Here is a 12523-nt window from a genome sequence, read left to right as displayed (position 1 = left end):
TGTCGGTGCAATATACGGCCGCCGGTCCACGGGACGGAAGACCGGCGGCCGGATGGAGCCCGGGACGGACGCGTACCTGGCCGCCCCGGGCCGCCCTCAGTGCGGGCAGGTGTCGCGGTACTCCTCGATCGCCAGGCCACTCGGACCCGGGCAGAGGAACTGCTCGTACCGGGTGTCGTCGTCGACGAACCGCTTCAGCCAGGCCACCATCTGCTTGGCGGTGGGGGTGTTGACCGTGTTGGGGAAGAAGTGGCCCTCGCCGTTGAGTTCGAGGTAGGCCTTCTCCGTCGAGGCCGGGATGCTGTTGTAGAACGGCTCGGAGTGCGACGAGACCGAGGCCACCGTGTCGTACTCGCCGCCGACGATGAGCGTCGGCACCCGCAGGTTCGACCAGTTCTTGTCCAGGTTCCACGGCGCCAGGGGCACCGCGGCCTGCAGCGACGGCCGGCTCGCCGCGGCCTCCAGGCTGCCGCCGCCGCCCATCGAGTGTCCGGCCACGGCCAGCCGACTGGCGTCGATCCGGCCGCGCACCGAACTGCGCTCGGTCAGGTAGTCCAGCGCGGCCAGCAGTTGCCGGCCCCGACTGCTCGGCTGGTCGAACCGGGTGATGGTGTCGATGCCGATGACCACGAAGCCGTGCGAGGCGATCCGTGGGCCCAGCCAGTCCAGGCTCGACCAGGAGGCGGTGTAGCCGGGCGAGATGGCCACCGCGCCGAAGGTGCCGGCCGTGGTGGTGGTCGGGTAGTAGATGACGCCGCCACCGAAGCCGCTGACCAGTGAGGAGACGCTCGTCGACGAGGTGGCGAAGGGGCCGCGGCTGGCCTCCAGGATCGCGTTCGTCGGCGCCGGTCCCCGCTCGTACGGGTTGGCGGCCTGGGCCGGGGACGAGGTGGCGACGACGCCACCGGTGGCCAGGACGGCGGCCATCGCCAGCCGGGCCAGGAGGGAGATGGAACGGGGACGGTTGGTGGTGGTAGATCGCACGTCGGATACTCCCTTTGGTCGGAGTGGTATCGACTGCGATCAGTGTTTGCGGCGCTCCGCCAGCACCGCATCGGCAAAATCACCAGTCCCGGCGGCGCCGGTGGAGCGCGATCGCTCCACCGGCGACGCCGGCGGCCTCACTGGACGGTGCAGAGGGTGCCGTTGAGCCGGAACGCGGTCGGTGTGACGTTCGGCCCGCTGTACTCGCCGACGAAGCCGGCACTCGTGCCGCCCTCGGCGGGTATCCGACGGTTGCCGTCGGTGCCGGTGACCCGGACGGTGGTACCGACCTGTTCCCAGGTCGCGCTCCAGCCGCTGCCCACCCGCTGCCACGTCGTCGGCCAGGTCCAGGTCAGCGTCCAGCCATCGATCGCGGTGTCCGAGTTGTTGACGATGTCGACGTTCGCCACGTAGCCGTTGCCCCAGTCCGTGGTCCGGGTGAAGCGGACTCCGCAGCTGCTGGTGGCCGGGCTGCCGGTGGTGAAGGTCAGCGGCGGCGACGCCCACGAGACCCGGCCCGCGGTGTCCCGGGTCAGCACGTTGACCGTGTACCTGCGCCCGGGGACGAGGTTGTCCACGGTCAGTGCGGTGTCCGTGGTCTCGCCGAGCTGCTCACTGACCGCGCCGTACTGCCGGTGCACCTCGTACTTGGCGATCGGGCTCGCGCCCCGGGTCGCCGCCGGCCAGGAGATCGTCGCCGTCCGGTCGGTGACGTCGGTGGCCGTGGGTTGCCCCGGGGCACCGGGCCGCCCGGCGCCCGGGTCGGCCGCTGCCACCACGAGCGTGGTCAGGGAGTACGGCGGCAGCGTCCGACTGGTCGCGCTGCCGGAGCGGCTGGTGGTGATGGCGGTGGCCCCGTTGGTGTGGGTGTGCACCGTCGGCTCCCCACCCGACGGGGCGAAGCCCGCGTAGTCGATGTCGACCTCCCGGGCGTTGTCCGGATCCCGGTTCACCAGCAGCACCGCGACCTCGCCGTTGGTCCGGCGTACCGCGTGTGCGGCCACCAACGGCTCGTCGCTGGCCGCCCGGATGAACTGGTCGCCGGTACGGGCGAAGCGGCTCATCATGGACAGCCCGTGGTACGCGGCGAAGGGCGTGTTCAACGGCGGCTCGCAGACCGATCCGTTCGAGGTGCAGGTGCCGCTGGAGAGCATGCCGAAGTCGCCGTAGTCGGTCTGCCCGGCCACGGTCGATACCTGCCCGATGCCGTTGCGCACGTTCCACCAGTGGACGGTGAACACGCCGTTGGCCAGCAGTCCGCTGTACGCGTCGGCGAGGAACAACGCGGCCGGCTGGCTGGTCATCCCCTGGGAGGTGACGTTCACCTCGGTGAGGCTGATGCCGATTCGACCGGAGTCCGGCCCGGCGTACCTGGTGATCTGTTCCCGCAGCAGGTGGACCGCGTCGGTGATGTGGCTGGTGCGGGGCAACGACTCGGCGGCGCTGCCGCCCGGGTACCAGTGCACGTCGACTAAGTCGATCTTCTGGCCGGCGATGGACAGCACGGTCTGGTTCCACGGGCCCGGGTCGGCGCCCGCGGTCAACCCGTCGGGCCAGTTCGCCGGCATGGTGAGCACCGCACCGACCTTGATGCTCGGGTCGACGGCCTTCATCGCGTCCGCGTACTCGACCACGAGGTTCGCGTAGTAGGTGGCGCTCTTGTCGGGGTGGTGGTCGGCCTCCCACGCCGACCCGTAGTGCCCGTTGCCGTAGTTCTCGTTGCCGACCGTCCAGTACCGGGCGTCGTAGCCCTTCGTCACGTTGGCGTACCGGACCCACTCGGCCGCCTCCTCCGGCGTGCCGGTGCCGTAGTTCGCGATGATCATCGGCTGGGCACCGGCCCGCCGCACGCCGGCCATGAAGGTGTCGAAGTCGGTGCCGGGGGCCACGTAGCCACCGGGCGCGGTGTGGTCCCGCCAGTGGTAGATGTCGGCGTAGGAGCCGCCGGGATAACGCATCATCTGCACACCGGCCGCCCGCAGCAGATCCGAGGTCTCGGTGGTGCCCAGCTGCGAGTCCCAGATGGCGTGGTTGACGCCGAGCGCGGTGTCGGGCACGGTGGCCAGCCCGGCCCGCGCGTTCACCGTCACCGCCACCGGCGTGGTGGCCGCCGCGGCGCTGGGCTGGTCGACGCCGACGAGTGCGGCGCTGCCGAGCAGCAGGCCCACCGCGACAAGGACGGGCGCGCGTCGGGCCGGTCTCCGGGGTGGGGCCAGGGGTCGAACTCCGTGCCGGTTCGAGATTTCCATGATCTTCCTTCGCGGTCACGCGGAGATCCACCGGTCCCGAGCCCGACATGTCGGGCTCGGGACCGGTGGAACAGAGACGAATCCGTCTTCGGCCGTCGTCCCCCGGAACCGTGGCGGCTCCGGTTGCCCATCGGGCGACGGTCACTCACACGCGCGACAACGCATCGGCGTCCAAGAATCCCACAACGACGGGCCCGGCTCAACGCCCGGTTCACTGCTCGGAACTAATAGTAAGGTTTATGAACAGTGAGTGATACCATCATGCCCGTCGATGGTCGTTCCGCCCTTCGACGTCCCCTCCCCTCGGAAAGGAGTGATCGCATGTCGAGATGGCGCGCCCTGGCCGCGTTCGCGGCACTGACGCTCACCGGCGCGCTGCTGGCGGTCATCCCGTCGACCGCCGCCTCCGCCGCAGCCTGTGCCGCCGGGTGGCGGTCCACCGCGGTCTACACCTCGGGCATGCAGGCGTCCCACAACGGCCGCAACTACCAGGCGAAGTGGTGGACCCAGAACGAGGCGCCGCCCGGCACCACCGGAGTCTGGCAGGACCTCGGCGCCTGCGGCGGCAGCACCCCGCCGCCCACGGGCGGCACCTGCAACCATCCGAACTGGACCGCCGGCACCTGGTACCCGGCCGGCAGCATCGTGCGGTACACCAACGGCCAGTACTACATCGCCGAGCACGACAATCCCGGCTACGACCCGATCATCAGCACCTGGTACTGGGACCCGTACACCTGCTCGGGCACGCCACCCACCAGCAACCCGCCGCCGACCAACCCGGGTGGCTTCGTGGTCAGCGAGGCCCAGTTCCACCAGATGTTCCCGAACCGCAACTCCTTCTACTCGTACGCCGGACTGGTCAACGCGCTCAGCGCCTACCCGGCGTTCGCCCGCACCGGCAGCGCCACGGTGCAGCGGCAGGAGGCGGCGGCCTTCCTGGCGAACGTGTACCACGAGACCGGCGGCCTGGTGCACATCGTGGAGCAGAACACCGCCAACTACCCGCACTACTGCGACGGCGGCCAGCCGTACGGCTGCCCGGCCGGGCAGGCCGCGTACTACGGGCGGGGACCGATCCAACTGAGTTGGAACTTCAACTACCACGCGGCCGGCAACGCCCTCGGGCTGCCGCTGCTGACCAACCCGTGGCTGGTGCAGAACGACGCCGCCGTGGCCTGGAAGACCGCCATCTGGTACTGGATGACGCAGAACGGGCCCGGCACGATGACCGCGCACAGCGCGATGGTCACCGGGGCCGGTTTCGGGCAGACCATCCGCAGCATCAACGGCTCGATCGAGTGCAACGGCGGCAACCCCGCCCAGGTGCAGAGTCGGGTCACCCGGTACCAGCAGTTCGTGGGCATCCTCGGGGTGCCCGCCGGAGCGAACCTCTACTGCTGATCCCCGGCTCCGGCGCCGCCGCCCACCGTGGCGGCGCCGGACCGGTCAGCCGACCTTCGGGGTGGCCCGGTCGATGATCGCGGCGAAGTCGACGCCGGCCGGCAACGTGCCGTAGGCATGTCCCCGGTCGCCGCCCAGCCGGGACGCGCAGAAGGCGTCGGCCACCCCCGGGTGGCCGTGACGCACCAGCAGCGCGCCCTGCAACACCAGCGCCATCTGTTCGACCACCCGACGGGCGCGTACCTCCAGATCGGCCGGATCGGCCAGGGCGGCCCGCACCTGACGGACCGCCGCGTCGAGCCGGGCGTCGGCGCCCGCGGCGGCGTCCACCTCCGACTGGAACGCCGCCATCACCTCGGGCTGGCCGGCCAGCGCCCGCAGTACGTCCAGCGCGGCCACGTTCCCGGAGCCCTCCCAGATGGAGTTCAGCGGCGACTCGCGGAACAGTCGCGGCATCCCGGACTCCTCCACGTAGCCGTTGCCGCCCAGGCACTCCAGGGCCTCCGCGGCGTGACCGGGCCACCGCTTGCAGACCCAGTACTTACCCACCGCGAGGGCGATCCGCTTGAACGCCGTCTCGGCCGCGTCGCCCCGGGCGGACCGGTCGGTCGCCCCGGCCAGGCGCATCATCAGCACGGTGGCGGCCTCGGACTCCACCGCCAGGTCGGCCAGGACGTTGCGCATCAGTGGCTGGTCCACGAGGTAGCGACCGAACGCCCGCCGGTGGGCGGCGTGATGGGTGGCGGTGACGACACCGTGACGCATGCCGGAGGCCGCGCCGATCACGCAGTCCAGCCGGGTCAGGTTCACCATGTCGATGATGGTGCGCACGCCCCGGCCCTCGTCGCCGACCCGCCAGGCCACCGCCTCGGCGTACTCCACCTCGGCGGAGGCGTTCGAGCGGTTGCCCAGCTTGTCCTTGAGTCGCATCAGCCGCATCGGGTTGCGGGTGCCGTCGGGCAGCACCCGGGGAACCAGGAAGCAGGTGAGCCCGCCGGGCGCCTGGGCGAGGGTGAGGAAGAGGTCGCACATCGGCGCCGAGGTGAACCACTTGTGTCCGACCAGCCGGTAGCTGCCGTCGGGCGTCGGGCGCGCCGTGGTGGTGTTCGCCCGCACGTCCGACCCGCCCTGCTTCTCGGTCATCGACATGCCCGCCAGCAGCCCTCGCTTGCGCTGCGGCTCCCGCAGCCCGAAGTCGTAGCTGCGGGCGGTGAGCAACGGTTCGTAGCGGGCGGCCAGGTCGGGGGCGTGCCGCAGCGCGGGCACCGCCGCGTACGTCATCGAGATCGGGCAACCGTGACCGGCGTCGGGCCGCCAGACGTGGAACTTCGCGGCCCGGGCCACGTGCGCGCCGGGCCGCTCGTCGGCCCAGGGCGCGGCGTGCAGGCCGTGCGTCACGGCGGTACGCATCAACTCGTGCCAGGAGGGGTGAAACTCCACCTCGTCGACCCGGTGCCCGTAGCGGTCGTGGGTCCGCAGCACCGGCGGATGGTCGTTGGCCAGCCGGCCGTGCTCGGCGGCCTGTTCGGTGCCGGCCAGCCGGCCGAGTTCGCGCACCTCGGCCGTTGCCCAGTCGGCGCCCTCCCGGGCGAGCGCGTCGAGCAGCGCGGGCTCGTCCGCCGTGTCGTGGCCGACCAGCGGCGGCACCTGGTTGAACACCTCGTGTGTGCTCACGACGGAACTCCCAACGCGCGATGGATGAAGGTGGTCAGGCCGCCGATGGTGTCCGGGCCGGCGACACCGGCGGCCAGTGGGCCCACCATCGCCTCGGCCAGTGCGCCGACCACGGCGGTGGAGGTCAGCTCGGGATCCTGCGCCGGCAGCTCACCGCCGGCCACGCCGTCGGCGATGTAGCCGGCCAGCAGCGCCGCGTGGGCCCGCCGGAAGACCAGCCGCTGCGCCTCCACCGCCGGATCGACCGGCTCGGCGAGCAGGGCGTACGCCAGCCGTGGTGACCGTAGTGCCCGGCCGGCGAAGGTCTCGATGACCGCGCGGACCCGCGCGGCGGCGGTGTGCTCGGCCGCGGCGGCCCGGGTGACGGCGTCGACCTCGCGCTGGCTGGCGGTGCGGAAAACCTCGGCGAAGAGGTCGGCCTTGGCCGGGAAGTGCCGGTAGACGCTGCCGGTGGCCAGCCCGGCCCGCGCGGCGACGGCGGCCACCGAGCAACCGGCGTAGCCGTGCTCGGCCAGGATGCCGGTCGCGGCGGCCACGATGCGTTCCCGCGAGGCGGTCAGCCGCGCCTTCACCCGCTCGGTGCTCCGGTAGGCCACCAAAGGATTGAACCATCATTCATTTCTTGCCGGCAAGCACCCGCCCGACGACCGGTACCGCCGCACGGCACGGTCCGCGCCGGGTGCGCCTCAGGTGGCTCCGGTCACAGGTCGTACGCCTGCGCGAGTTGCTTGCGCAGCGCCTCGACGAATGGCCGCAGCTCGGCATCGAGGGAGGCCGCTTCGTCGGGAGTCACCACGACCGAGGCGTCCCGGTGGGGCATTCCCGAGATCACCTGGTGCCGCCGGCCCGGCGCCGGATGGCTGGCGAGCAGTGACGCGTGCTCGCGGATGGTGAGCTGACGCAGCATCGGCAGCCGCACTGCCTGCTCCGCACGGGTGGTGGCGATGGCCCGCCGCCAGACGTCCATCGCGACCCCCGGCGTTGGATGCGCGCTGACGAGAGGCGCCAGCACAGGCGACAACGCCAAGACGTCGATCATGCTGAGAGCCGCGCTGCTGCCCGCCGCACTCGCCGCCATCGCGTCGGCACGCACCTCCGCTCGACGCCCCTCCCGGGCGTCGAGCGTGTTCATCGCGAGGTGTACGACGAACAGCAGCCAACTGACGACACCTCCGACCAGTTGCCAGAGTGTGTAGACGAGGGCGTAGATGCCCGCCACGTCCCTGTCGTGCGCGTCCCCGTGTGGCGGCCGGGTCGCGGTCGCGAGCATGCCGAAGAAGGTCCGGGCCGGCTGCGTGAGGAGACGACGGCGTGAGTCGGCCCAGCGGAAGTGTCCGAGTTCGTGACCGATCAGTGCCACCATCTCCTGCGGCGACAGGCCCACCAAGAGCGGGACACCGAGCAGCAGGACTCGGGTCCTGCGTACCCCGACGACTGCCGCCGCGGCGTTCCACTCGTCGTTGAGCACGATGATGTCGGGCTTCGGTGCGCCGACAGAGTCGCCGACCCGTTCGACCAGACGGTGCAGCGCCGCCTGCCGCTGCGGAGTCAACCGGTAGGCGCCGCTGACCACCTGTCGGACGCTGCCCAGGCGGGGACGCAGCGCGTAGGCAACGGCGGCGAGCAGCAGCGGCAGAATCAACGGGCCCACGCCGTCGACCAGCAGCCACACGGCGGCGGCCAGCGCACCTACCGGAAGAAGCACCAGCACGAACGAGACCAGCCCGAGCAGCAGGAAGGCAGGCGTCAGCCAGGAGTGGGAAGCACCCAACTGCGTGGCCATCTGGGCCAGGCGGCGGTCCGCCCGGAACCCGGCACGACGATCGAGCCGTTCGAGAGACCGGCCGAGACGGCCGACGGCACTCGAAGCGGCGACGCCGAGATTCCACTCACAACGCCCGCACCAGGGTGGCTGGTCGACGACGGTCCACAGCTCGGTGCTGGCGCAGTTCGGGCAGGAGCCGACCCGCGGCTCGGACAGGATGCGGTCACGCGCGATGGGCACCGCGACAGTGTGATCAACTGCTATGTCCCCGTCAACGGCGCACCATCGCCGGGCTTTGGCGGGTACCTGCCAGCGGGCGTTTCAGGTCAGCGGCTTGGCGAACCAGTGGTGGGCGTACGGGTTGTCGTTGTAGCGCGGAATCTCCTGGTAGCCCTCGGCGCGGTAGAGCCGCATCGCCTCGGTGAGGGTGCGGTTGGTGTCGAGGCGGATGCTGACGGCGCCGGACGCCACGGCGTGCCGCTCCAACTCGCCGAGCAGGCGACGCCCGACGCCGAGCCCGCGCACCGACGCCGACACCCAGAGGCGCTTGATCTCGGCGGGCTCCCCCGGGGACAGCCGTAGCCCACCGCAGCCCACCGCCTCGGTCGAGATGGTGGCGATCAGGAAGAGCCCGGCCGGAGGCAGGTATTCCTGCTCGTCGGTGCCGCCCTGCCCCAGCTCGAAGCCGGCGTCGAACCGGGCGACGAGTTCCCGCGCGTACGCGCGCAGGCAGGCGCGGGCCCGCGGCTCGCCGGGATGGCAGGGTTCGATGGTGACCAGCGACGCCATCAACAGGCGTTCGACCTCGGCCATGGCGCAGGTGAGCCGGGCGCGTTGGCCGTCGGTGAGCGGTGCGAGGACCGACCAGGCCAGTTCGTCGGACCTGCCGTCCAGCAGATGCCACTCGGCGCGACCGGCGTCGGTGAGCCGGACGGTCCGCACCCGACCGTCCCCCTCAGCGGGCCCCACCACGACGAGGCCCGCGCCCTCCAACGTGCGCAGCAGTCGGCTGAGGTAGCCGGCGTCGAGATCCAGCCGGGTCCGCAGGGCCGCGACCTCGGCACCGTCGGGGCCGATCTCCCAGAGCAGCCGCGACTGCGCCAGGGGCCGGTCGCGGGCGAGATAGCTGTCGTCAAGTGCGCCAACGCGCTGGGTCACCGTGCGGTTGAAGCGCCGCACCACATCCACGAGTGCACGATCCATGATTGCTGACTTTAGTCAGATATTAGGGCGACGGACACCCGCCGGGGCCGAGCTGCCGGACGAGCGGCACAGGGTCGGTACCGCCAGGGACGCCCGGTACGTACCCGGCACCGTCGCCCGGTCACCACTCGCCGCCACCACCATGAACCCCCGTCGCCGACCGCCCGGCCGGTCTCGGTGGAGCGCCGGCTGGCTGCCTTCGGCACCCTCCGACCGCGACCCGGTCGAGAGTCAATTCGGGTCGCCTCGCCGGACCCGTTCCCGACGTCTTGCGGTAGCCATGAAGGGCCGCGTATGTTAGCGATAACATCGACAAACATGGCGGCAGTCGTCACCGCAGCGAAACCCGCGCCGGGTCCGGACGACGCGCGCTGCACGCCACGCGTCGACGTCATCGCACCGTTCCTCGCCGCCCGGTAGGCCACCACCCCCGCCGGGTCGGGCGGCGCTCCCCCACGCCACCACGGAGGTCGTGATGCCCTACCCGTCCCTCAACCGTCGCCACCTGCTCCGGGCCGCCGGCGCGGCCGCCGTCGCCACCGCCGTCGGCCCAGCACTGGCCAACGGCACCGCCAGTGCCGCGCTGCCCCCGGCGCGGCCCGACCTCGGCGTATCCGCGCACGCCTTCGAGCCGGGCCAGGTGCGGTTGACCGCCAGCCGCTGGCTGGACAACCAGAACCGCACGGTCAACTACCTGCGCTTCGTCGACGTCAACCGGCTGCTCTACAACTTCCGCGCCAACCACCGGCTGTCCACCGCCGGTGCGGCGGCCCTGGGCGGCTGGGAGGCCCCCAACTTCCCGTTCCGCACCCACTCGCAGGGGCACTTCCTGAGCGCCTGGTCGTACCTGTGGGCGGTGCTCGGCGACACCACCTGCCGGGACAAGGCCAACCACATGGTGGCCGAGTTGGCCAAGTGCCAGGCCAACAACGGTGCCGCGGGCTTCAACACCGGCTACCTCAGCGGCTTCCCCGAGTCCGACTTCACCGCCGTGGAGAACCGCACGCTCAACAACGGCAACGTGCCGTACTACGCCATCCACAAGACCCTGGCCGGGCTGCTCGACGTGTGGCGGTACATCGGCAACAACCAGGCCCGCGACGTCCTGCTGGCGTTCGCCGGCTGGGTGGACTGGCGCACCAGCCGACTGAGTTCGGCGCAGATGCAGGCCATGCTGGGCACCGAGTTCGGCGGGATGAACGCCGTGCTGACCGACCTGTACCAGCAGACCGGCGACGCCCGCTGGCTGACCACCGCCCAGCGGTTCGACCACAACGCCGTGTTCAACCCGCTGGCGGCCAACTCCGACCAGCTCAACGGGCTGCACGCCAACACCCAGGTACCGAAGTGGATCGGCGCGGCCCGCGAGTTCAAGGCCACCGGCACCACCCGGTACCGGGACATCGCCAGTAACGCGTGGAACATGACGGTCAACGCCCACACCTACGTCATCGGCGGCAACAGCCAGGCCGAACACTTCCGGGCGCCCAACGCCATAGCCAGCTACCTGCGCAACGACACCTGCGAGGCGTGCAACACGTACAACATGCTCAAGCTGACCCGGGAGCTGTGGCTGCTCGACCCGAACCGGGTCGCGTACTTCGACTTCTACGAGCGGGCGCTGCTCAACCACCTGATCGGGGCGCAGAATCCGGCCGACAACCACGGCCACATCACGTACTTCACCCCGTTGAACCCCGGCGGGCGACGGGGCGTCGGGCCGGCGTGGGGCGGCGGCACCTGGAGCACCGACTACAACTCCTTCTGGTGCTGCCAGGGCTCGCAACTGGAAACCAACACCACCCTGATGAACTCGATCTACTTCCACAACGACACCACGCTCACGGTGAACCTGTTCATGCCCTCGGTGCTGACCTGGTCGCAGCGCGGCATCACCGTCACCCAGAGCACCACCTACCCGGTCAGCGACACCACGACCCTCACCGTGACCGGCGACGTCGGCGGGTCGTGGACGATGCGGATCCGCATCCCGGCCTGGACGCAGGGCGCGACGATCAGCGTCAACGGTGCCGCGCAGAACATCACCACCACCCCGGGCACCTACGCCACCCTCACCCGATCCTGGGCCTCTGGCGACACGGTCGCGGTACGGCTGCCGATGCGGGTGATCGTGCAGCCGGCCAACGACGACCCGAACGTGGTGGCCCTGACCTACGGCCCCGCGGTGCTCTCCGGCAACTACGGCAACACCGCGCTCTCCGCCCTGCCCGCCCTGGCCACCACCTCGGTCAACCGCACCAGCACCTCGGCGTTGGCCTTCACCGCCACCGCCAACGGCGCCACGGTCAACCTGATCCCGTTCTACGACGCGCACGGGCACAACTACACCGTCTACTGGAACGCCAACGGCCAGTCCCCGGGCGCCGGGACGGCGACGTTCCGGCTCGCCAACGTCGCCAGCGGCCTGGTGCTCGGCATCGAGAACATGTCCACCGCCGACGGGGCGCCCGCGTTGCAGTGGGGCGACAACGGCACCGCCGACCACGACTGGCAGCTGGTCGTCGACGGCAACGCGGTGAAGTTCCGCAACGCCAACAGTGCCAAGGTGCTCGGCGTGCAGAACATGGCGACCGCCGACAACGCGCAGGTGCTGCAGTGGTCCGACACCGGCACGGCCGACCACCGGTGGACGATCGTGGACGTCGGCGACGGGTCACACAAGATCCGCAACGGGCACACCGGTAAACTGCTCGCCACCCTGAACGGCTCCACCGCCCAGGGTGCCCGCGTGGTGCAGGATCCGGACAACGGCACGCCGGACAACCAGTGGCGGTTCGTGCCCAACGGCGCCCGTCGGATCCAGAACCTGGCCACCGGTCTCGTGCTGGGCGTGCAGAACATGTCCACCGCCGACGGCGGACTGGTGATCCAGTGGGGCGACACCGGCACCGCCGACCACCTCTGGACCGCGATCGTGGACAGTGGCGGCTACCTGCGGCTGCGCAACTCCCACAGCGGCAAGGTGCTGGGCGTGGAGAACGGCAGCAGCGGCAACGGCGCCCGGGTGGTGCAGTGGGCCGACAACGGTGCGGCCAGCAACCGGTGGCGGCTGCGGTACGCCGCGAACGGCTACTTCCGGATCCAGTCCGCCAACGGCGGGCGGGTCCTCGGCGTCACCGGTGCCTCCTCCAGCCAGGGTGCCCAGATCGTGATCTGGGACGACAGCGGCGCAGGCGACCACCGTTGGCGCTTCATCTGAGCTGACCCGTCGTCACCGAGGCCG

At 71.0% G+C, this 12523-nt stretch carries 8 protein-coding genes; 2 read left to right on the top strand and 6 right to left on the bottom strand.

Annotated elements, in window-relative coordinates:
- Positions 1–96: 96 nt before the first annotated feature.
- A complete protein-coding gene (locus tag O7597_RS26120; protein WP_269742741.1) occupies positions 97–927 on the bottom strand; it encodes an alpha/beta hydrolase in 831 nt (276 codons plus the stop codon).
- Between the two features lie 194 nt (positions 928–1121).
- Positions 1122–3233: a cellulose binding domain-containing protein gene (locus O7597_RS26115; protein ID WP_281581029.1), complete on the bottom strand. Its 2112-nt coding sequence runs from the start codon at positions 3231–3233 to the stop codon at positions 1122–1124.
- Positions 3234–3554: 321 nt separating this feature from the next.
- Here O7597_RS26115 and O7597_RS26110 point away from each other — a divergent pair, with 321 nt between their 5' ends.
- Positions 3555–4637: a glycoside hydrolase family 19 protein gene (locus O7597_RS26110; protein WP_281581028.1), complete on the top strand. Its 1083-nt coding sequence runs from the start codon at positions 3555–3557 to the stop codon at positions 4635–4637.
- A 45-nt stretch (positions 4638–4682) separates the two neighbouring features.
- On the opposite strand, the gene O7597_RS26105 is transcribed toward O7597_RS26110, so the two are convergent.
- The 4 genes from O7597_RS26105 to O7597_RS26090 all read right to left on the bottom strand — a co-directional run bounded on the left by O7597_RS26105 (position 4683) and on the right by O7597_RS26090 (position 9279).
- Positions 4683–6311, bottom strand: a complete 1629-nt coding sequence (locus tag O7597_RS26105) for an isovaleryl-CoA dehydrogenase (protein WP_281581027.1) — start codon at positions 6309–6311, stop codon at positions 4683–4685.
- Positions 6308–6907: a TetR/AcrR family transcriptional regulator gene (locus O7597_RS26100; protein WP_281581026.1), complete on the bottom strand. Its 600-nt coding sequence runs from the start codon at positions 6905–6907 to the stop codon at positions 6308–6310. The genes O7597_RS26105 and O7597_RS26100 overlap by 4 nt, the downstream gene beginning before the upstream one ends.
- Positions 6908–7011: 104 nt before the next feature.
- Positions 7012–8316 (bottom strand): M48 family metalloprotease, encoded by a 1305-nt coding sequence (locus tag O7597_RS26095; protein ID WP_281581025.1) that lies wholly within the window; start codon positions 8314–8316, stop codon positions 7012–7014.
- An 81-nt stretch (positions 8317–8397) separates the two neighbouring features.
- Complete coding sequence (locus O7597_RS26090; RefSeq protein WP_281581024.1) at positions 8398–9279, bottom strand: helix-turn-helix domain-containing GNAT family N-acetyltransferase; 882 nt, start codon at positions 9277–9279, stop codon at positions 8398–8400.
- A gap of 475 nt (positions 9280–9754) precedes the next feature.
- Between O7597_RS26090 and O7597_RS26085 the strand changes: the two genes are divergently transcribed.
- Entirely contained in the window at positions 9755–12499 is a 2745-nt protein-coding gene (locus O7597_RS26085) for a beta-L-arabinofuranosidase domain-containing protein (RefSeq protein WP_281581023.1), read from the top strand.
- The last annotated feature ends 24 nt before the right edge of the window (positions 12500–12523 follow it).

This window comes from Verrucosispora sp. WMMC514 (assembly GCF_027497295.1).
GTDB lineage: Bacteria > Actinomycetota > Actinomycetes > Mycobacteriales > Micromonosporaceae > Micromonospora > Micromonospora palythoicola.
The sequence above is the reverse complement of the archived record's forward strand: the minus strand, read 5'-3'. Positions and strand labels throughout refer to the sequence as shown.

Excerpts from the sequence above, each read along its gene's own strand:
- O7597_RS26120 (WP_269742741.1), bottom strand. The coding sequence starts at position 927 with ATGGCCGCCGTCCTGGCCACCGGTGGCGTCGTCGCCACCTCGTCCCCG.
- O7597_RS26115 (WP_281581029.1), bottom strand. The coding sequence starts at position 3,233 with ATGGAAATCTCGAACCGGCACGGAGTTCGACCCCTGGCCCCACCCCGG.
- O7597_RS26110 (WP_281581028.1), top strand. The coding sequence starts at position 3,555 with ATGTCGAGATGGCGCGCCCTGGCCGCGTTCGCGGCACTGACGCTCACC.
- O7597_RS26090 (WP_281581024.1), bottom strand. The coding sequence starts at position 9,279 with ATGGATCGTGCACTCGTGGATGTGGTGCGGCGCTTCAACCGCACGGTG.
- O7597_RS26085 (WP_281581023.1), top strand. The coding sequence starts at position 9,755 with ATGCCCTACCCGTCCCTCAACCGTCGCCACCTGCTCCGGGCCGCCGGC.